The sequence below is a fragment of the Rothia sp. HMSC071F11 genome, from assembly GCF_001809115.1.
Classification (GTDB): domain Bacteria; phylum Actinomycetota; class Actinomycetes; order Actinomycetales; family Micrococcaceae; genus Rothia; species Rothia dentocariosa.
Genome location: NZ_KV795763.1, coordinates 74,208 through 95,402 on the forward strand (window position 1 = coordinate 74,208; position 21,195 = coordinate 95,402).

A 21,195-nucleotide genomic window follows, 5' to 3' on the forward strand; every position below is an offset into this window, starting at 1 on the left:
TTTTTGGTTTTGCAACACCGCTGCCAAAAAATTTTATTAAGGGGAACCTCATCATTAAGCAAAGTACTACAATTAAGCTACACAAGTCTTAGCTAATAGGTCTAGACTAAGACTGCTCATTACTAAAACCACGAATAGAGGACACACATGTCTATGTCGCATAACGCGAAGCGCTCATGGGCGTTTCTAGCGTCTGCCGCCGTTGGCCTCAGTGGCATCGCCGCCACTCCCGCCCTAGCGAACCAACCCGCACCGACCGCGCAGATCGTCTCTGAGCAGGCGCCAGCTGCCGCATCACAAAGCCTGCAGGATGCATCCGTAGATTGGGGCGTCAAATCCTCATTCCGCAAATACATCACCGGTCCTGTCGCCGGTGGTTCGCAGGAACTAACCGGTGCTACCTCCAATGCGGATGGTTCTTATCACTTCACCGCCGCTGAGGGTACCGTCGAGGCAGACGGTTCGTACCACGTTAAATTCACCGGTTCCAGAGTGAAGTACACCGGGCACCACGGCGTGCTCGAAGTAACTATCAGCGACTTGGAACTTGTCATCAAAGACGGGCAAGGCAGCCTATACGCAAATATCAGCGAACGCCCCTATAACGGCAACACCACCCCGAACCCGCCCGTACAGCACGATCACACGCTGATTGGTACTTTCGATGCTTCCTCCCTGAAAAACGAGGGCGGGCAGCTGACCTTGGCAGCATCTGATGCAACCAAGGTAAAACTCAGTGCAGAAGCAACCTCGGTGTTTGCTGGGTTCTACCAGGCAGGTCAAGAGCTGGATGCGCTGGCATTCTCCGCGAAGCTCGTTACCAAGCAGGCACCGGCACCGGAGAAGCCTGCCGATCCGACCCCGGAGCCGACTCAACCTGCACCTGAGCCGACTCAACCCGAGCAGCCTGCACCAGCACCGGAGAAGCCTGCCGATCCTACTCCTGAGCCATCTCAGCCTGCGCCAGAGCAGAGTAAACCTGCTGAAACACCGGCTCCGCAGCCTTCACAGAGTTCCGAGGCTCCGGCACCACAGCCCTCTCAGACTTCTGAGGCACCTGCCTCAACCCCTTCAAAGCCCAGCGAAGCACCCAGCTCTCAACCGGCACCGCAGCCCTCACAAAGCAAGGAAGCTGCTAAGCCCGCACCGGCTCAGCCTCCGGCTACCGATGCAGCGCCGAGAACCGACGTGCCGAAAGGTCAAGGGCACATTATTGAATCCGGCAACCTGACCTGGAATATTCGTGCTTCCTTCCTGCACTACCTCAACACCATTGCGCGCGGTAACATCACCGTCGAGGGTCTGTCGAAGAACGCGGCGGGCGGGCTGGACTTTACCAGCGCATCCGGCTCGTACGATGAGGCAACGAAGACCGGTCAGATCAACTTCGCAGGCAAGGTGCATATTAGCGGGCATCACGGCCAGCTCAACAGCAGCTTCGAGAACACCCGCCTAGTCATCAAAGAGGGCAAGGGCTACCTGGTTGTCGACGCCGAAGCGCTCAACATGCAGGGCGAAAATCGTACCTTCAAAGATCTTGTACTCGCCGAGGTCGATCTGAGCGGTGCAACCTTAGAGAATAACGTGCTCTCGGCTAAGAATGCAGCCGTTACCGTTACCGTCGAGGGGTCCGAGGCAATCTTCGCCGGGCAGTACAATGACGCCGACAAGCGCGCTATGGCTCCGCTCTCCTTCAGCGCAAAACTCGGTTCTCAGCTGGTGGAAAATAAGGTTACCGACACCACGGTTAAGGGTTCTAACACCGGCAGCGGTTCGGCGAACCTAGGTAATAACGCGAATGCGGGTATTGGCGGCACGAACTTTGGCGGTTCCGTGAACAATGGCGGCGGCAGTTCCTCCCATTCCCATAACGGCTCCACCCCGGCAACACACCCCAACGGCGGTAAGAACGGTTCCTTCAGCAGCGTCTCAAAGAACCCCGCCCAGCCCGTCTGCACCCCGGTGACCGTGACCAAGCAGGTTCCCGTTAAGGCAGCGAACAAAGCACCGGCCGCATCCGCAGATGGTAAGGTTGCCAGCGCAGACCTCGGGTGGGGCGTGCGCGATTCCTTCCGCAACTACATTCGCGGCGGCATCGCTAACGGCAGCTGGGATCTGAACGGCACCACCTATTCCAATAACGCCTTCCAGTGGGCGAAGGGCACGGGTTCCTTCAAGGATGGTAAGGGCTCGATTTCCTTCACCGGCTCGGTGCATTTCACCGGACACCACGGAATTCTGGACACCACCATCTCAAACCCGCGTCTGGAGATCAACGGCAAGACCGCCGTTCTCTACGCAACGATGGTCGGCAACGATATGGACGGCAAATCGCATAATTACGGTGAAGTTGCTCTGCTCAACGTTAATGTAAGCGGCTTGCAGGTCTCTGGCGATAAGATTTCCATCAGCGGTGCGGGCACCACCATTACCGCTGAGGGTGCCAAAGCGTTTGCAGGTTTCTACGAGGCGGGTAAGGATATGGCTCCGCTGAGCTTCTCGGCATCGCTTTCGGGCGCACAGCCCGCGGGCAACACCACCAAGACCCAGGCCACCCAGACTGTGACCGAAACCGTATATCAGGGTCAGGGATGCGAATCCCTCAACGCACGCGGCTCTCATGGTCGTCTGGCGCATACCGGTGCCAGTGGTGTAGAGGTTGGGGTTGCTAGTGGTCTGGCCTCTCTGGTCGCCGGTATTGGTGCCGTGCTGTACACGCGCCGTCGCAAGTCCTCCAGGATGTCTGAGCGCTCCGAATAAACCTAAGATCGGCCTATCAACCACCGGCATATGCGGCGGTTCTTAGGCTCGGGTTTATTCCTCGGTGCAGCATCCGCACCTCATAACTCACCGGATGCGCTAGGGTGCGGGTAGTATCGACTGCCCGCACCCTCACCCTAAGCACACGCTCTCATCGCGAATACATACACTCACAGTTTTAGCCGATAGGAACTCTTCATATGGCTTTTCGTCTCTCACACCCCGGCGCAACAACACGCTCCAAACACCGGCACGGCAGAACGAGCGCATCGCAGAAGGTTACCGCCGCACTATTAGCGGCATCTATGTTTTTTATCTCCGGATGCGGCATCGGCACCCAAAATCCGGGCAGCACGAGCGCATCCTCGCATTCTGTGGTTGATGAACAGACCACCAAGTCTGAGCTTGAGAACCTTGCGCAGGAGCTCAAGAGCAATGTTTCTTCCGACCCGAAATCGCTGACGGGTCCCAGCAGCGCGAAGAACACCCCCGAAGTTCAGCCGATGGTTGAGACTCCAACCCCGCAGCTTCCCGTGACTTTCAAGGATTTCAAGGGCGATGAGGTGACTGTTAAGTCGGCGAATCGCATCCTGGCTCTTGACCTGTATGGCACTCTCGCGCAAGAGGTTATCTCGCTGGGTTTGGGTGATCGTCTGGTCGGCCGTGTGACGTCTTCAACCGAGTCTTCGTTAGCGAAGCTGCCGCTCGTCACTCAGAACGGCCACGATCTGAACGCGGATGCGATTCTCGCGACCAACCCCGACCTTGTGCTCTGGGATAAGAGCAATGGCCCCGAAGAAGTTGTTGAACAACTGCGCGATGCGGGCGTGACTGTGGTGGTGTTCGACCATGAGAGGCGCATGGATAAAATCATTCCCCAGCTCAAGGCTGTGGCACAGGCTTTAGGTGTGCAGGAGGCGGGCGATAAGGTTGCCGAGCGCGTGCAGAAAGACCTTGATTATGCCCTGAATACCATCAAAGAAGTTGCCCCTGCAGGCGATAAGAAATTGTCGATGGCGTTCCTGTACGTGCGTGGTAATGCCGGGGTGTTCTTCATTCTCGGCAAGGGTTCCGGTGCGGATGATCTGATTGCCGCGCTTGAGGGCAGGGATGTGGCTTCCGAGCAGGGCGCGCGCAACATTGTTCCCGCGAATAGCGAGGCGCTGCTCAAGGTGAACCCGGATGTCATTTTGACCATGACTCACGGCGTGGAATCCACCGGCGGCTTGGATGGATTCTTGGCACGCCCGGGTGTTGCCGAAACGAACGCGGGAAAGAGCAGGCGCGTGGTTGATATGAACGACGGGCAGGTTCTATCCTATGGCCCGAACACCCCCGCCGTTCTGCTTTCTCTAGCCCGCGCTATCTACGCACCCCAGCGTTAAGAGGCTCCACCTGTGAATTCGTCCAACCACACCGATGCGGCGGCGCCCAGCGCGGATTATCGCAGCAAACGCCGCATCCGTATTCTCGCAACTTTTGGCTTTCTGAGTATTGCCCTGATCGTCATAACCGTGGTGTCTGCGGGGTTGGGTCAGTACAATATTCCGACCGATCATGTGGTGGCTTCGCTGGGGCGCCGCCTGGGTATGATTCCCAAGGATCCGACCGCCTATCTTGAAGACAGCACCCTGTGGAATATTCGTTTTCCGCGTGTGCTTTTAGGGCTGCTCGTGGGCGCTGCCCTGGGATGCTCGGGCGCGGTCATGCAGGCGGTTTTCGGCAACCCGCTGGCCGAGCCCGGGGTTATCGGTGTGTCTTCGGGTGCCGCGGTGGGAGCATGTGTAGCGGTTGTTTTCAATCTCGAATTCTTCGATATTTACACGGTTCCAGCTTTCGCCTTCGGCGGTGCCCTCGCGGCAACAGCACTGGTTTATTTTCTCTCGCGTTCCTCAGGTCGGGCGAAAGTTCTTTCCATGATTTTGACAGGTATTGCGGTAACTGCGGTGGCAAACGCCGCAATCGCGTTCTGCCTATACTTAGCCGATAATGTCAGCCGCGACCGCATCGTCTTCTGGCAGATGGGATCGCTCAACGGGTCTACGTGGAAGGCTCTTGCCAGCGTGTGGTTCGTGATCGTGGCGGGGTTGATCATGTGCTTGATGATTTCACGCAAACTTGACCTGTTGGCGCTGGGCGAGCGCGCAGCGCAGCATTCCGGGGTGAACGTTGAGCGTCTGCGCGGTGTTGCGATTGCTGCTACGGCGCTTTTGACGGGTGCGGCGGTGGCTCATGCGGGCATTATTGCCTTTGTGGGGCTTATTATTCCGCATCTGCTTCGGCTTATTGTGGGGCCGTCTAACCGTTTGCTGCTGCCCGCTTCAGCGCTGGGTGGGGCGCTGTTAATTGCGCTTTCCGATTTGGGGGCGCGCACTCTCATTCCGGTCTCTGACCTGCCGATCGGTATTTTTACGGCGCTCGTGGGCGGCCCTACGTTCTTCTTCCTGCTGCGCCGTTCGATGGGGAAGGGAGGTCTCTGATGCTTACTGTTGATGGGGTGTCGCTGTCAGTGGGCGGGCGGCGCATCTTAGAGGATGTCTCTTTTGAGGTTCAGGCGGGCGAGGTTGTATCGCTCATCGGTCCCAATGGTGCCGGTAAGTCCACGATTTTGGGGGTTATTGCAGGCGATATTAAGCCCGATTCCGGTTCGGTGCTGCTCAAGGATAAGCCGGTGGGTGAGTATTCATATCTTGAGCTTGCGCGCCTGCGTGCCCTGCTGCTGCAGAAAACTCAGGTGGCGTTTTCGTACCTGGCACACGAGGTAGTGGCGATGGGGCGCACCCCGTGGCGCGGTACCAAGCGTGCGCATGAGGACGACGCCGTGATCGAGCAGATGATGGCGCGCACGCATACAGAGATGATGGCAAATCGCGATGTGACAACCCTTTCGGGCGGCGAAAGCGGGCGCGTGCATTTGGCTCGTATTTTTGCGCAGCAGACTCCCCTAGTGCTCTTGGATGAGCCTACGGCGGCGCTGGATATTAAACATCAGGAACAGACCCTGCAGATGAGCAGGGAGCTTGCCGCCGAGGGTACGGCAGTGTTGGCGGTTCTGCATGATTTAGATGTGGCGGCGGCATATTCGGATAGGATCGTGCTGCTGGATAAGGGTCGTGTGGCTGCCAACGGCGCCCCCGTTCAGGTGTGTACCGAGGAGCGGCTGAGCCGTGTGTATCAGCATCCGATTGAGGTCTTGGAGCATCCGGTAACGAAGCGCCCTCTGGTTCTACCGCGGCGATAGAGCGGCACCGTGCTTTGAGTCGTCCTTTTTCTGGGGCTGCTACCCCGAATATTTCATGCCGGTATCCGACGGATTCTCAGTATATTCCCAGTTCGGCATATAAGCCCTGTGCCATGGTTACTTGTTAGAATAAAGTAATGCCCGGCGCAGGGTTATTTCTCGTGATAAGAAGTCTAAACTCGCCCGGGTGCAGCCCAAACCGTATGTATTACTCTTCCCCTATCCCACGAAGGAGAGTACCCCATCCATGAGTTCTGACCAGCACAAGACAATGCTGTCTGAAGCCTCCGGTTATGTTCCCGAATATTCTGCTCAGGCACACAGCGGTTCCCAAGAGCTTGCTGTTCACGGGCTCAGCAGCGATGAGGTTGCTAAGCTCACCGCCGCCGGTAAGGTCAACGCTCAGAATAATAAGTCTTCCCGCACCTTGTGGAGCATTATGCGGGCACACCTGTTTACGGTATTTAACCTGGTGCTTGGGCTGTGCGGTCTGGTTGTGATTCTGTACCAGCGTTGGGCTGATTTGCTCTTTCTGTTCGCCGTGGTGGCGAATGTGATTATCGGTTTTGTGCAGGAGTACAAGGCTAAACTTGAGCTCGACCGTATCTCTCTGCTTGACCGATCCCCGATCACGGCGGTACGCGATGGTGCTATGATCGAGGTCCCTATGGAGTCCCTGGTTGAGGGCGATGTGGTAGTGCTCAAACGCGGCGACCAGGTTCCTGCGGATGCGGTGGTCCTAACCTCCGACTCGCTAGAGCTGGATGAATCCCTGCTGACCGGCGAGAATGACCCGATTCCGAAACGTCCGGGCGATATGGTGCTTTCGGCATCGAGCGTGCTCGGCGGCACCGGGCGTGTACTGCTCTCAGCGGTGGGCTCCGAGTCCCGTGCAAGCAAAATTTCTGATGAGGCCCGACAGTTCTCGCGCATCCAGTCTGAGCTTCGCGATGCGCTCGACCGCGTGGTGCGGTGGATTACCTTCGGCCTCGCGATCATTATCCCGATCGTGCTGTGGGGTCAGGTGCGCGCGGCGGGAGGTCTTGAGGTTGTCAATCGTGACGGTCTCTGGGAGAACGTCGCTATTGCGGTAGTTTCGTCAGTGGCATCAATGATTCCGCAGGGTTTGGCGCTTATGACAACTTTGGCGTTCGCGGCGGCGGCTGTGGCTCTGGGACGTAAACACAATATTTTGGTGCAGGAACAGCCCGCCGTTGAGGTGCTCGCCCGCGTGGATACGGTGTGCTTCGATAAGACGGGCACCCTGACCGAGGGCGGCGTGATTTTCGATTCGGTACGCCCGCTGACGACTCCGGCCGAAGCAAAAGCACCCGATGAAAATCAGGCGTGGCGCGCATCCCTGCCGCAGGGCTGGGACCAGGCGTTAGCGTGGTTCGGTCATGATGAAAACGCGAACCCGACCGCAGCAGCACTCACCGGCGGATTCGAGCAGGCACCCACCGAGCAGGTCAGCGGCATTGTGCCGTTCTCATCGGCGTTACGCTTTAGCGCTATCGAGTTTAAGTCTTCGGGAGCCTGGCTTCTCGGCGCTCCCGAGGCTCTGCTGAACCAGGGCACCGAGGAACGTGAACGGGCCCGTGAACTCGCATCATTGGGTCTGCGCACGATGGTACTCGCGCATGCATCCGCCGTGGTACGCAACGATGACGGAGACCCGGTGCAGCACATCCCCGCCGACCATGCCCCCGTGCTCTTCGTGATTTTCCGCGAAAATGTGCGTTCCGATGCCCCCGAAATCGTGGACTACTTCAATCGCCAGGGCGTAACCCTCAAGGTGTTCTCAGGCGATAACCCGTACACCGTGCAGGCAGCTGCGAAGACCGCCGGTATGGATATTTCTGCGGGGGCGATTGATGCCTCTACCTTGCCAGAAGACGGCCCCGAACTCGCCGAGGCTGCCGCAACCCACAATATTTTCGGTCGCGTTTCGCCCGAGCAGAAGAAGAACATGGTGATCTCGCTCAAAGAGCAAGGACACGTCGTGGCAATGACCGGCGACGGCATTAACGATGCACTCGCCCTCAAACACGCCAACCTCGGCATTGCGATGGGCAACGCTGCACCCGCGACGAAAGCCGTCTCGCGCCTGGTGCTTCTGGATGGCAAGTTCTCTTCGCTTCCCGCCGCCTTGGAGCAGGGTCGCCAGGTGATTGCGAATATCGAAATGGTGGCAAACCTATTCCTAACAAAGACCGGCTTTGCGATCCTGCTGGGTGTGGTCTTCGGTCTGATGGGGCTGATCTTCCCGTTCCTGCCTCGCCAATACTCGACCGCAGATTTCCTGATTGTGGGCGCGTCCTCCTTCGCGCTGGCGTTGCTGCCGAACTCGCGCCGGTATGTGCCCGGATTCTTGCGCCGCGTACTGAATTACACGATTCCGAACTCTATTATCGTGGTGGCGATGCTGGTTCTGGTAAACCTGGCGGCGCTGTTTATTTTCCGTCCGGAAGGCGATATACGACAGGTTCAAACGGCGTCGTTTATCACTCTGGTGATTATGGGGCTGTGGAACCTTGCAGCGGTAGCACGCCCACTCAATACCGCACGGATGCTTCTCTTCGGAGCGCTTCTGAGTGTCTTCTTCGCGGCTCTTCTGGTACCGCTTCTCGTCAAGTATCACCAGTTTGAGATGCCGTCGACGGAACTTCTTATGCTCTCTATCGGCGCCGGAGTACTGGGTGCCGTGCTGATTGAGGTGAACGCGCATCGTAGTCGCCGCTGGCAGAAACGTAGCTACCCTGAGCTTGAGGTGGCTTCGCTGAGCTTCTTCCCGTCCGCGACGAAATAGCTCAAGATCGCATCTTCCCCTCAGTAATCTCGTCTAAGAACCGGTGCCGTAACATCTAATGAACGACACCGGTTCGGCGTTTAACCTCTTCGGATGCTCTGCCTCGCCCTAAGACGATACCCACCGCAAACCTGAACGGCACAATTTACACTTTCTGAACTTTCAAAACCTCATCTTGCGCTCGCGCAGGTTTAAGCCTAGAGTTACATGCAGACATTGTGATTCTTAGAATCACACAACCATAGAACACAGGGTTGTTACTGGTAAGGCAGGCAAGACCTGAGTTGCTGAATCCCTTGAGGGAATAGATTCCCTAGGGTTCATCGTTATACCCACGATGCTTTAATGCATCACGGTACGGCGGCATGCAGCTCGGGTCTTTTTTGTTTCCCTCGGGGCGTTTTGCTCTGAGGATGCCGCCGGTAACATCCCTAACACACCATTCACCGTGCAAGGATAACAACGTGAAAAACCACGAACTTGGCGAGAAGATTCTGACGGGACTTGGCGGTTCCGAGAATATCGCCCACTTTACGCACTGCGCAACCCGTTTGCGCGTAACTCCCGCCGACAGGAGCAAGGTTAATACGGACCAGATTAAGAGCATCCCCGGAGTGCTCTCGGTCATTGAGCAGTCCGGCCAGACTCAGGTCGTGCTCGGCGACCGTGTTGAGGGGGTCTACAACGAGATGCAGACCCTGCCCGGCATGGCGAACCTTGGCGAAGATAATTCTGGGTCCAAGAAGGCTTCCGGGGGCAAGAAGGCTGGCTGGCTCACCAATATCTTCGATGTGCTCTCCGATTCCTTCCGTCCTCTGCTGTGGGCGCTGTTGGGCACCTCCATGATCCTGACCCTGATCGTGTTCTTGCAGCAGTTCGGTTTCTTCGGTCAATACACTGACCTGACCGGCCAGAGCGTGAACATCGATATTGTGAACGGGCCGCGACTTTCCGATGAAGCCGCCGGTAAGGCGCTCGAAGCCGAATGGATGAAGCAGTTCGCTTTCTGGTACATCCTTAAGGCCGCCGCTCTGTCGGTGCTGAACTTCATGCCCATTATGCTTGGCGCAACCGCCGCAAAGCGTTTGGGCGCGAATATGTGGGTTGGTGCGGCTATTCCGGCGGCGCTGATGACCAGCACCTTCCAGAGCCTCACTAAACTTGCTGACCCGGCTACTAAGATGCTTGACGTATCCATTATGGGTCTGCACCTACCGCTGTACGCCTACGATTACACCGGTCAGGTATTCCCGCCCCTGCTGGCGGTTGCCCTCTTGGCACCTCTGGAGCGCCTGCTGAAGAAGATCATTCCGAATATGCTGCAGATGGTCTTCGTCCCCATGCTGTCCGTTATTATTCTGGTACCTGTAACCGCCTTCGTGGTGGGTCCCATCGGTATTGGCGTGGCTATGGGTATCTCCGACTTCCTGAAGAATGTTAACGATGTAGCTCCGGGAGCTGTGGGTGCGCTAATCGCGGGTCTGTACCTGTTCATGGTTCCGTTGGGCCTGCACTGGCCGCTGAACGCCGTAATGATTAACAACCTGCAGACCCTGGGCACCGACTTCATCCAGTCCCCCATGGGTGCTTATAACTTCGCCGTCTTCGGCGCGGTAACCGGTGTTGCTATTAGGGCTTCACGGAATAAGGAGCTTCGCCAGACTGCGGTGGGTGCTTCTATGTCCGGCCTGCTCGGTGGTATTTCGGAGCCTTCTCTCTACGGTGTGGTTCTACGCTACAAGCGAGTTATTCCCCTCATCCTTGTACCGGCTGTGGCCGGTGGTGCCACCATCTCACTACTGGGGGTCAAGTCGCACGCTTTCGCCTTCACCTCGCTCCTGTCGATCCCCGCAATGCAGCCTTCCGCCCTGTACGCTCTGGGCTTGTCAATTGCGTTCGGTGGTGCAATGACGGGTGTTCTGCTCTTCGGGTATGAGTCCAGGAACGCAGCAAAGACTGCCGATACTCCTGCAGATTCCGCACGGGATGCGGCGGCAAGCGCATCGGCGAAGAAAGACTCCGCCGATCAGGCCGGGTCAGCATCCGCAGCTGCAACCGCTGCAGCGCCCACACTAGAGGCAGGTACCGTTCTTGAGGTGGCTTCTCCCCTAGAGGGTAAGGCTGTGGCGCTTTCCGAGGTTCCAGACCCGATTTTCGCTGCCGGTAAGCTCGGCGAGGGTGTTGCGGTTGAGCCGACCGGCACCACCGTGGTTGCACCCGCAGCGGGTAAAGTCGCAGCTACTTACCCCTCCGGTCACGCAGTGGGCCTCAAGCTGGATAACGGCGTGGAACTTTTGGTGCACGTCGGTTTGGATACCGTGAACCTCGACGGTGAAGGCTTTACCGTCAAGGTAAAGAAGGGCGAGCAGGTTGCCGCTGGCGATACGCTGATCGAGTTCGATCCGGCGGTTATTAAGAAGGCCGGTTACCCGCTCATCACTCCGGTGATTGTGACCAATACCCGCAAGTTCGCCTCGGTTGAGGGCGTTGTGGGTAATGCAAATAACGCATCCACCGTTTTGAAGGTGACCACCAAGTAGGTTTTTCGATGCGGCAAAAGCCCCACGTGCAGTTCAGCTGCACGTGGGGCTTTTGTGATATTCCGTTGTTTAGTCATGGCGGCGGAGCCTCTTAAGCCTCGGTTCCTACTACGATTTTTTCTCCCACCCCACGTTAATCCACACATTGGGGTCGTAGTAGGGCGCTGCGAAGAGCGCGGGGCCGTAGTTGGCGAGTTTTTTGCGCACCGCAAGATAGTTGGGCCCATTGTACAGCGGAATATAGGTGGCAACATCCTGCTGATGCTTCTGTTCAATGGCGTTGACGCGTTCTAACTGCTGGTGTGTATCCTCGGTTCCCAGCATCTGCGCCGCCATGCTACGGATTTCTTCGGTGCTCCAGCCTTCCGTGGCGGAAGCGTACAGGTAGTTGACCGCCTCCACGGGGGTTGGGGTGATGCTGTACCCAGTGAAAACCGCATCGTAGTCGCCAGCGGCGAGCGCAGTGCTGTATTCGTTGGCTGGGCGGGTTTCAACCTTGGCGTCAATCCCCATGCGCTTGAGTTGTTCCATCATGAAGTTGCTCATGGAAGCTACCGTCGGCTCGGTCGTGAAGTTGGTGATGGTCAGGGCGGCTTTTTCTTCGCCTTTGGTGTAAATACCTGCGCGAGTGTATCCGGCTTTCTCAAGGATTTTGACGGCGTTTTCGATGCTTGATCTGCTGGGATAGTTGTTGCGGTACCCGTTTTGGAGCGGTAGGAAGCAGAGCGAGCCGGGCAGGGTTTCTTTCCAGCCAAGCTGTCCGAAACGTATGTGCTGAATCTGTTTGCGGTCGATTCCGGCGACCACGGCCTGGCGTATGGGCAGCGGAACTTTGCGGGGGTTGAGCTGTAAAACGCCCGCGTAGAGCGCCATTCCACGGCGAATTTCGATGTCTGCAACACTCGTGATGTCGTTGTAGGCGCTCACGGTGCTCACGTTGACAACATCGAGTTCTCCGGTTTTGAAGGATGCGCGTTCCTCGGCGCTGTCTTCTATTTCGTACCAGGTGATGCTATCAAGAAGAGGCTGTGTGCCCCACCACGCTGGGTTTCGTTCGACTCTCAGGTATCTTTCGGCGGTATTCCACTCTTGAACTTTGTAGGGTCCTGCCCAGTATTTATCAAGGGGTTTATCAAAGCCTTTGTTGAAGAGCTCGGGGTCTTTCAGCGCCGGGTGCAGGAAGATGCAGAGGCTTCCATCGGCTGGGTACCACGGGGTTTTCATGGTAATGCTGATGGTGTGTTTGTCACCTGCTTCTTTGATGGAGGCTATCTGTTTCCAGGCTCCCCCGTCGTGTATTCGGTAGTCGTTGCCGCCGTCGTCTTTGCCACGCAGGATTTCCCAGGTGGTGCGCAGTGCCTCAATGTCAATAGGAGTTCCATCGTTGAACGTGGCTTTTGGGTTGAGCTTGATGCTGATGGTTTGTGTACCGTGCGCGGTTTCGGCTTTGAACTCGGTAACGTAGTCGGGATTGGTGGTGAGGTTCCCGGAGTAGTCGCTTATCCATCCTCCGGTGGCGGCCGCCGAGTTCACGGCCGCGTGAATAGTGAGCATTGAGATGCCGTACCCGGATTCGGAGGTGATGTTAAAGTTTGGTCCGATAGCGGGATATGACAGGTTGAGGTTGCCGCCTTCGCGCAACTCGGCTCTATCGCGCGGATTGGTTGCTGTTGCTTCTTGAGAGTCTGTTCCCCAGCCCGAGCCGGGCAGTTCTGAAGCGTTGGTTCCGGATTGGCAGGCGGTGAGCACGCCGATTCCTGAGAGCGCAAGAGTACCAGTGAGCAGGGTTCTGCGAGAGACAGATACGTTCTTCATCGAAGCTCCTGAGGTTCCGGGGAGAATCTGTGCCGGGTGAGCTAGTTCACCGTGGATGGGTAAAACATACCGGATGCACAACAGTGAAACATCCCTGCTTAATTATATCCCGGCTATCCTGCCTTTTGAGCTTATTTCATGCGGTTTCATATGAGGAAAACACATTTATAAGCTCAACATATCAGGAGACATGTAGGAGTTCGAACAAAAAAATAACACTCTGGAAGTCACCAATTAGATGTTTGGTTAACGTAGCAATTCACTCAGAAGGATCCGCACACCATAAATGGTGTGCGGATCCTTCTGAATTCATATATTTAAAAACTCATAGGCGGACCTTGGGGCCTTCCTGGACCTCCTGGGCCTCCTCCAAGATATGAAGAACCTGCACCAAAAGCCCCCAGGTTACCCGCAGGTCCCTTCCAAGCAGGAGGATGAAATATTGACTGGATAAAAGAATCAATTTCACTCTCATCATTCACAGCGTGACCTGCCGGAGCGGTAAAGGCGATAGAAGTAACCGCCAGCACAGTCGAAATACCTAACGTAGTCAACTTTTTCTTCACGGAGTCCCTCCTTAGTACTAAACAGAATATGATACTAAGACTCAGTATCTAGCTTTCAGGATCTACAGCATTTAGCATATGCCATAGATACACAGTCTACATATTGATGCAAATAAATATCAAGTACTAAATGAATCTTTCATACACTTAAAATGTAAAGTTTCTGAATCTAGTCCTTCATATTTTACATGATGCACGTCACCATATAGAGTGTAAAGATACGCAGGATCTAAGTTCACGCAGTCACAATGTCAGGAGCCGTTCTTATCTTCAAAAACCGCAAATCATGCAACGGAACCAACGTTGAGGCGACTCTTGCCGAGATCTCTCACCGGGAGGATCGAGGGAGTACACGCCCTCGCACCACGACGGTCGAAACGCCTCATACCAATGAGCAGCGCCCCGATCCCCAGCCGCGACCTGCACACTCGGCAAGTTCAGAAGACGCCACTTCATCGGTAAGCACTTCTTCCCTGAAACGTTATATCTTTGTCTTCACCTGGACGATCATCCTGTACTTCTACGTCTTCTGGCAGTATCTTTTTGGAGACCTTGAGGGCCACCGCCCGTTTCTCTTACTTCCCGCCGGTATCTATGCGGATTTAGATTCAAAAACCGCTCACGGTATTCCCGAGCACTGGATGACTATCGCATATTTCGGGCTAGGCGCGGTTCTGATATCTATCGCCTATCGCACGTTGAATCTTAAGTCCGTCGGTTTCGGACTGCGGAAGCCCAGTAATTTTCGAGGATGCCTAGCCCTCATATTTGCAACCTTTGCATGCTTTGGGGCTATTGCGCCGGGAATTCTTATGGATCGCTATGCCCTGCCTCCCCACCTCACCGCCAATGTGTATGAGGGGTGGCTGAGTGTGCAGCATTCAGCAGACGGCGCACTGCCCCTCTACATATGGTGCACACTCACCCTGACAGGGTTATTCCTAACCGTGTACCTTGAAAACGTGCTTATCAAGCTACGGCTGCCTCTATGGGCGATTCTGACTATCACTTGCGTGGCGGGGGCCCTCCCCTGGCTGCGTTACGATTCTTTTAGCCGTTTTTTCGGGATATTCTGGACTATTGCCATTGCCTTTATCTACTTGGCGACTCGCACAGGATGGGGGCTTATTGTGGGCAACACCATCTATGTGGCGTTTCTGGTGGGCATGACCTACGCCCACACTATTCACGATGATGCCCTGCTCTTCGCCTTCGCAACACCCTTCACTCTTTTAATCTTCGCCACGCTAATCTTGCCGGTGGCTGTCGGCGGCGGAGGTATATACCGCCTTCACTGGTTGGAATTACATAGGACCAGCACAGACCCTCAAGGGCTTCATCTCAGCGACTACTAGTATCTTTCAGAAAACAGCCCAGCAAAAGCAAATGCCCCCAACCGCATATCGGTCAGGGGCACTTCGGCTCAACAATGCTGCAAGATTGACTACTCCTGCCAGCCTACATTGACCCATAGATTAGCATCTGTATAACTTGTCTGGAACAAGCGAGGACCGTAGTTTGCCAGCTTACTCTTCACAGCCGAGTAGCTCGGACCATTAGCGAAGGGCAAGTAAATAGCAACCTTTTCCATGTGGAGCTTCTCTACCTGATTGGCAAGCTTAATCTGCTCATCTTTAGATTCAGTTGCCGAAATCTTAGCAATCAGCTTATCGATTTCGTCGTCACCCACACCGTTGTTAATATCCTTGGTGTAGAAGTACTGGGGGCTATCTGCCATAATCGCGCCTACAGCCCAACCGGAAAGCGTACAATCGTAACTCTTCGTACCCACGACAGAGTTAAAATTCGACTCTGGCTGATTATCGTTGGTTACTTTAATACCAGCTTGTTTAAGCTGTTGCTCTATTCGCTGGAATTTTGCTTGGGTGACGGTATCACTGCCGAAAGTAGTAATCGAGAATCCTGCAGTCTTACCGTCCTTCTGGTAAAAGTCACCGCTCTTGGTGTATCCTGCTTCTTCCAGAATCTTCTTGGCAGCATCTGCTCCCGAATCCTTCGGAACGTTATCCTCATATCCCTTCTGGAAAGGCATAGCGAGCATAGACCCGGGCATTGGTTCTTCCCAACCAACCTGCTTAAAGGTAACATCTGCTAGTTGAGAACGATCAACCGCCGCAAAAGCAGCACGGCGAACCGCCAGATCTGTAACGCGAGTAGCATTAAACTGCAAGTTCTGCACACCAGTATTCTGACCTGAACGAATTTCAGTACCGTTCTGCCCCTTAACAGCGCTATAGGTTGCAGCATCGGTAAATCCTGCGGCATCCAGTTCGCCGTTCTTAAACGCAGCCCGAAGAGAATCGATACCCATCTGACGCCAGATAATCTTCTCCAGCAATGGCTTCTTCTCGCCCCACCACTTATCGTTCGGAGCCAAAGTAATAACCTTCTCAGAAGAGTTCCAGTTACTTACCTTAAAAGGACCAGCCCAGTATTGATCCATAGGCTTATCGACAAAACCATCGTTGAACAGCTTCTTATCGACAAGAGCAGGATGTGTAGCAAACGTACCCAGGTCATCCGATAGATAGTATGGAGTTGAGAGAGTAATCTTCACATGGAACTTGTCACCATCGACAGCTTCAATACTTTCCATCTGCTCCCATGAAGGGTTGGGGATGATGTTGTAGCCTGAGTCTCCGCCACCCTTATAGATCTCCCAGTATGCTTTGACTGCTTCAACGTCAATAGGAGTACCGTCATTAAAGACAGCCTTGGGGTTAATCTTGAATTCTACGGTCTGAACCCCATCTTTAGTCTCCATCTTGTGTTCCAAACAGAAATCTTTGTTGATAGAGCGTTCGCCTGCAGGGTCCGTATTATAAAAACCAACAACGGCTGGTATGTTACAAGGGCCTCCAAAAGCTGCTAGGTTCTCTGTGGTATAGCCGCTCTGAGTCATGGTGTTGAAGTCCGGGCCCAAAGCACTTACGGAAAGTTTCAGTTCGCCACCCTTCTTCAGTGAAGAGTAGTCTTGCTTGTTAATCTGCAGATTCTTGACAACTTCTTCCGCGCTAGAAGCTGCTTTGCCGCTTAGCTTGTCATCTTTTGAACCGCCACACGCAGCCAGTAAGCCAACACTTCCCAGGGCGACAGTGCCCGTCAGCAGGGTGCGGCGGTTGAAGGTTCTCTGAACGTTCATGAGGATTCTCCTTTACTACCTTGACCCCATATGATGTGAGACATCATCTATGATTCAAGGCACATGCAACAATGTTGCTTTTATAGTACAGAACCCCCTACCCCACCGCAAATAGTTTTCACTCCTTTACCAATCTACGGAATTTCTACCGTGTAAACCTGTAGATTCTCCCTCGTCATATATTCGCTTTTTTAGAATAAAACTAATTTTTATCCGCAAATGCGATAAGGCGCGAGCAGATAATATTTTGTCGAACAGATAACAACCCGCTATCTGCTCGACAAAATATTATCTGCTCGCCGGGGTTAGGGTGAGTGCGAATGTACATAACACCCACCCCATCCATCAGAAAACGAGCAAAACTACTTCACCCAACCAACCTTAGTCCAGTCGATGGTCTTGAACAGGAACGCACCATAGTTAGCGAGACCCTTCTTCGTGAAGACGTAGTGAGGACCGTTAGCGGCGCACCCTAAGAAGGCAAGTTCGGCGGTATGCTTCTTCTCGATCTCGTCGCATTTGAGGTTCCGTTCTTTATCGTCCTCAATCAAAAGCATTTCCTCGATCATAGCGTCGATCTCAGGGCTGCCGATACCGTCGCTATTGGACGAGTGGAAGAACTGTTGGGTGGCGACCGTAGCATCGGGGTTATTCGCCTCGTATCCCGCGAACGTGATGTCGTATTCCCAGTTGCCCAAGACCCTACCGAAATCGCCTTCGGGATGCTGATCGACCTCAATATTGAGCCCGGCTTCTTTCATATTCCGCGTAAAGGTCTGAGCCATACCCTTATCAACAGGATCGTCGCCAAAGATCACGATCTTGTAGTGAATCTGCTGCCCATCTTTCGCGTAGAACTCGCCGTCTTTGGTGTATCCGGCGTCCTCAAGCACCTTCTTGATGGCATCTTTGGGACTGCCCTCTACCTTGGGGAACGCGTCCTGATAGTACTCCGAGAAAGGCATGTGGAGCATTGATCCGGGTATCTCTTCTTCATAGGGCAAGCCCTGGTACCGAATCTTTGCGAGGGCCTCCCGATCAAGCCCATAGAAAATAGCCTTCCGCACGGCGGCATCCTTGACCCGCCGGGGGTTCACATCGATACCGGAAACATGCAGGCGCACTCCCTTGTGGAGTTCCGTGCCTGCCACCGCCTTAAACTCGGAGTAGGCAGAGGCAGTCCCTGCAGCCGCGACATCAATTTCGTCATTCTTGAAGGCCGCTTTCTTCGCTGGTTCATCCATCTGCCGGAAAATAATCTTTTCCAGCACGGGCTTATCGCCCCACCACTTATCGTTCGGCACCACCGTAATGGTCTTCTCGGAAGAGTTAAAGCCGCCGTCTTTGATCGTGAAGGGTCCACAGCCCCACTCGGGATGCAGATTATCCACAAAGCCCTCATTATAGACCTTAGGATCTTCCAGCGCCGGATGCAGAATAAAGGTGAACAGGGCGTTCAAGGGGTAGAAAGGCTTCGAGAATGTCACCTTTACGTGGAAGTTATCTTCTTCGGCTTCCACGCTTTCAACATATCCATAAATATCCGAGGCCACAATATTGTATTCCCCGTCAGCCTTTTGCTGAGTTTTCCAGGTGGTCTGCAGGGCTTTCACATCAATAGGCGTTCCGTCGTTGAACTTGGCCTGGGGATTCAGCACGATCTTGACGATAACCTTCTCACCCTCTTTACCGGGGGTAAAAGACTGAGCATATTCTTTCCTGAGGGTCGTAGTACCGTCAAAGTCTAGGGTCCACAAGCCTGCATCATGAATAGTACTCATGATGGTCTGGGTATCGGTCATATTGCCCGACGTAGTCCGGGGGTTGAAATCTGGCCCCATCGACCCGACCGGCAGCCGCAGGGTTCCGCCCTGTTTCAGCTCAGAAACCTCGTGAGCATTGATGTCGTAGAGGTCTTTAAGGTTTGCGCCCTGCCCGGGAGCGGTAGTTTTTCCGTCCTTCGCACCGCCGCCACATGCGGAAAGCACACCGACGGTTCCAGCTGCCGCAGCTACGCCCAGCAGAGACCGGCGAGTCAGTGCATGAGGAATGAACGCTGCTGGGGTTTTGCTGATGCTCATGATGTGTTTCCTTACGTGTATGCGCCCTGCGATGGGCTTGGTGTTTCAGAGACTTTGAGATAACTTATGCGGTGTCATGCATAAATTATCCATATCCAAAACCATACACCGAACTTCATGTGAAAGTTAAGAAAAACAGCAATAATGTGTTGTATATTACATATTTTTATGCATATTTACGCAGAATTTGAGTATGTATTTCCGTATCTTTCAGGAAATAATGAGCATAACTTACGATAATCTAGAATATTTACTGAATATCATGTGTGGCTATGAGGGCACAGACAAGGCGCATCCCCACTCCCCCACGAGGGAATGCAGGATGCGCCTTATACATATTTGTAAAACGTTCCCTAATTTCTAAGGGCTATAGCTCAACCGACTAGTTTGTGAATCCAATACGCGACCACGCCGAAGGGTTGTACTGCGGATCATCAAAGAGAAACGCACCGTAGTTCGCCAGGTTCTTCTGGCAGCACACGATCTGCGGACCGTTGTAGAAGACGCTGCTCGTAGCAAATTCCTCCATATGCTTCTTCTCGATCTCGTTGCACTTGAGGTTACGTTCTTTAGCATCCTCAATGGAGAAGAGCTCTTCAATCATGGCGTCAATCTCTTCGGAACCAGCCCCATCGTTGTCTTCGCGGGAGTAGAACTGCTTGGTGCCTTCAGTACCATCGTCGCTGTTTACACTGTACCCAATGAAGCTCAGTTCGTGCTCCTTGGCAGACATCACCTTACCCAAGTTACTAACAGGCTGCTGATCGACATCGCTCTCAATGCCCAGATCACGAAGCTGCTGAGAGAGGAAACGCGCCAGAGATTTTATGGTGTTATCCTCGCTAAAGTTGTTCACCACTACTTTCGCGCGTTTTCCATCCTTTTCATAGAAATCGCCGCTTTTAGCGTATCCGGCCTCTTCAAGAATCTTAGCGGCCGCAGCCTTCCGATCGGCTGCCTGCGGCATACTATCGGCATAGTACTCCGAGAACGGCATATGGATCCTCGATCCGGGCAGGGCCTCGTTGAACGGCAAACCCTTAAAGCGAGTATCGGAAAGCGCCTTACGATCCAAGCCCACCATAATGGCGCGGCGAAGCGGAGTATCGACTTTGACGGGGTTCATCACCACACCGCCTGCAAAGAGGCGTTGGCCCTGGCGGAACTCGGCATTCTTAACATTTTCGAGTTCCTTGTATACGCTCACGACATTAGCGTTTACGGCATCAAGCTCGCCATTGGCAAAGGCAGAACGCTGCGCAGGGGTATCGAGCAGACGGAACGTAATGGATTCGAGAACCGGTTTTTCGCCCCACCATTTGTCATTTCGTGTGACGGTCAGCGTTTTCTCGGTTGAGTTCCAGCCGCCTTCGGCAACCTTAAACGGCCCTGCCGCATAATCGGAATTCGGCTTATCCACTAGACCATTGGCAAAGAAATCGGTATCCGTCATTTTCGGATGCACCACATAGCTGAAGAGGCTGGCAATAGGGTATGAAGGCTTCGACATCGTGACCTTCACGCGGGTTGCGCTGCCGTCTTCTTCAATAGACTCAATATTTGGGTACAAACCCGTGCTCTGAATCTGATAAGTCTTGTTGTCTGAAAGAACTTTATGAGTCGCTCTCAGAGCTTCAATATCGAGCGGGGTACCATCGTTGAATTTTGCCTTTTCATTCAACGTGATATGCAAAACCTGTTTGCCGTTCTCCATCGCGGAGGTGAACTCGGTACAGAAGTCGGGGTTGGGTGAAGTTTTGCCTTCGTAATCTTGCTGCCACAGACCACTCGTGAGCAAAGAATTATACGAAGAGATAGCACGAGCATTATCGCCAACGGCGCCCTGAGTATGCAGAGGGTTGAAATTTGGTCCCAAACTGGTGACCGCCAGACGCAGCTTTCCGCCGGATTTGAGGGCAGAAACATCCTGCTTATTAATTTTCACGAGGTCTGCGATATTCGCACCTGCCGTTGCTGCAGCCTGAGTAGAACCGGAACCACTGTTCTTGCCGGAACAAGCCGCAAGCATACCAGCGGTGCCCAGCGCAGCACCACCTGCGAACAGGGTGCGGCGGTTCAGAGTGGAGTGAGCTTTCACGAGCGTATTCTTTCTATCACCGACAAACGCACAGTCTAGCGCTACCGCCCGTGGTAGCGGCGTTTGATACACCTTAATTGTATTCATGGAATTACAGAGCGAGAATTTATTTCCTGCAATCT

The 21,195-nt window shown here is 54.2% G+C and carries 12 protein-coding genes; 7 read left to right on the forward strand and 5 right to left on the reverse strand.

What is annotated here, in order from left to right:
- Positions 1-147 precede the first annotated feature (147 nt).
- The 6 genes from HMPREF2554_RS11950 to HMPREF2554_RS08470 all read left to right on the forward strand — a co-directional run bounded on the left by HMPREF2554_RS11950 (position 148) and on the right by HMPREF2554_RS08470 (position 11,350).
- Complete coding sequence (locus HMPREF2554_RS11950; protein ID WP_041321677.1) at positions 148-2,760, forward strand: HtaA domain-containing protein; 2,613 nt, start codon at positions 148-150, stop codon at positions 2,758-2,760.
- 200 nt (positions 2,761-2,960) lie between these two features.
- Positions 2,961-4,145: a heme/hemin ABC transporter substrate-binding protein gene (locus HMPREF2554_RS08450; protein ID WP_083297456.1), complete on the forward strand. Its 1,185-nt coding sequence runs from the start codon at positions 2,961-2,963 to the stop codon at positions 4,143-4,145.
- A 12-nt stretch (positions 4,146-4,157) separates the two neighbouring features.
- Positions 4,158-5,240, forward strand: a complete 1,083-nt coding sequence (locus tag HMPREF2554_RS08455) for a FecCD family ABC transporter permease (RefSeq protein WP_070554705.1) — start codon at positions 4,158-4,160, stop codon at positions 5,238-5,240.
- The gene (locus tag HMPREF2554_RS08460; RefSeq protein WP_070554707.1) at positions 5,240-6,001 is read left to right on the forward strand and encodes a heme ABC transporter ATP-binding protein; all 762 of its coding nucleotides are present in this window, start codon (positions 5,240-5,242) and stop codon (positions 5,999-6,001) included. The genes HMPREF2554_RS08455 and HMPREF2554_RS08460 overlap by 1 nt, the downstream gene beginning before the upstream one ends.
- 247 nt (positions 6,002-6,248) lie before the next feature.
- Positions 6,249-8,810: an HAD-IC family P-type ATPase gene (locus tag HMPREF2554_RS08465; RefSeq protein ID WP_210396039.1), complete on the forward strand. Its 2,562-nt coding sequence runs from the start codon at positions 6,249-6,251 to the stop codon at positions 8,808-8,810.
- A 464-nt stretch (positions 8,811-9,274) separates the two neighbouring features.
- Positions 9,275-11,350, forward strand: coding sequence for a glucose PTS transporter subunit IIA (locus tag HMPREF2554_RS08470; protein WP_041321676.1), 2,076 nt, complete (start codon positions 9,275-9,277; stop codon positions 11,348-11,350).
- A 108-nt stretch (positions 11,351-11,458) separates the two neighbouring features.
- Here the strand turns inward: HMPREF2554_RS08470 and HMPREF2554_RS08475 are convergent, their stop codons facing one another.
- Both HMPREF2554_RS08475 and HMPREF2554_RS11450 read right to left on the reverse strand, forming a co-directional pair.
- Positions 11,459-13,165 carry an ABC transporter family substrate-binding protein gene (locus HMPREF2554_RS08475; protein ID WP_070554709.1) on the reverse strand — a complete coding sequence of 569 codons (1,707 nt, stop codon included), beginning with the start codon at positions 13,163-13,165 and terminating at the stop codon, positions 11,459-11,461.
- Between the two features lie 317 nt (positions 13,166-13,482).
- Positions 13,483-13,731 carry a hypothetical protein gene (locus tag HMPREF2554_RS11450; protein WP_141744379.1) on the reverse strand — a complete coding sequence of 83 codons (249 nt, stop codon included), beginning with the start codon at positions 13,729-13,731 and terminating at the stop codon, positions 13,483-13,485.
- 248 nt (positions 13,732-13,979) lie between these two features.
- On the opposite strand from HMPREF2554_RS11450, the gene HMPREF2554_RS08480 reads away from it, so the two are divergent.
- Positions 13,980-15,086 (forward strand): hypothetical protein, encoded by a 1,107-nt coding sequence (locus HMPREF2554_RS08480; protein WP_070554710.1) that lies wholly within the window; start codon positions 13,980-13,982, stop codon positions 15,084-15,086.
- Between the two features lie 89 nt (positions 15,087-15,175).
- Here the strand turns inward: HMPREF2554_RS08480 and HMPREF2554_RS08485 are convergent, their stop codons facing one another.
- The 3 genes from HMPREF2554_RS08485 to HMPREF2554_RS08495 all read right to left on the reverse strand — a co-directional run bounded on the left by HMPREF2554_RS08485 (position 15,176) and on the right by HMPREF2554_RS08495 (position 21,073).
- Complete coding sequence (locus HMPREF2554_RS08485; protein WP_048753393.1) at positions 15,176-16,894, reverse strand: ABC transporter family substrate-binding protein; 1,719 nt, start codon at positions 16,892-16,894, stop codon at positions 15,176-15,178.
- 362 nt (positions 16,895-17,256) lie between these two features.
- Complete coding sequence (locus HMPREF2554_RS08490; protein ID WP_070554713.1) at positions 17,257-18,975, reverse strand: ABC transporter family substrate-binding protein; 1,719 nt, start codon at positions 18,973-18,975, stop codon at positions 17,257-17,259.
- A 382-nt stretch (positions 18,976-19,357) separates the two neighbouring features.
- Positions 19,358-21,073, reverse strand: coding sequence for an ABC transporter family substrate-binding protein (locus HMPREF2554_RS08495; protein ID WP_070554715.1), 1,716 nt, complete (start codon positions 21,071-21,073; stop codon positions 19,358-19,360).
- Positions 21,074-21,195: the final 122 nt, after the last annotated feature.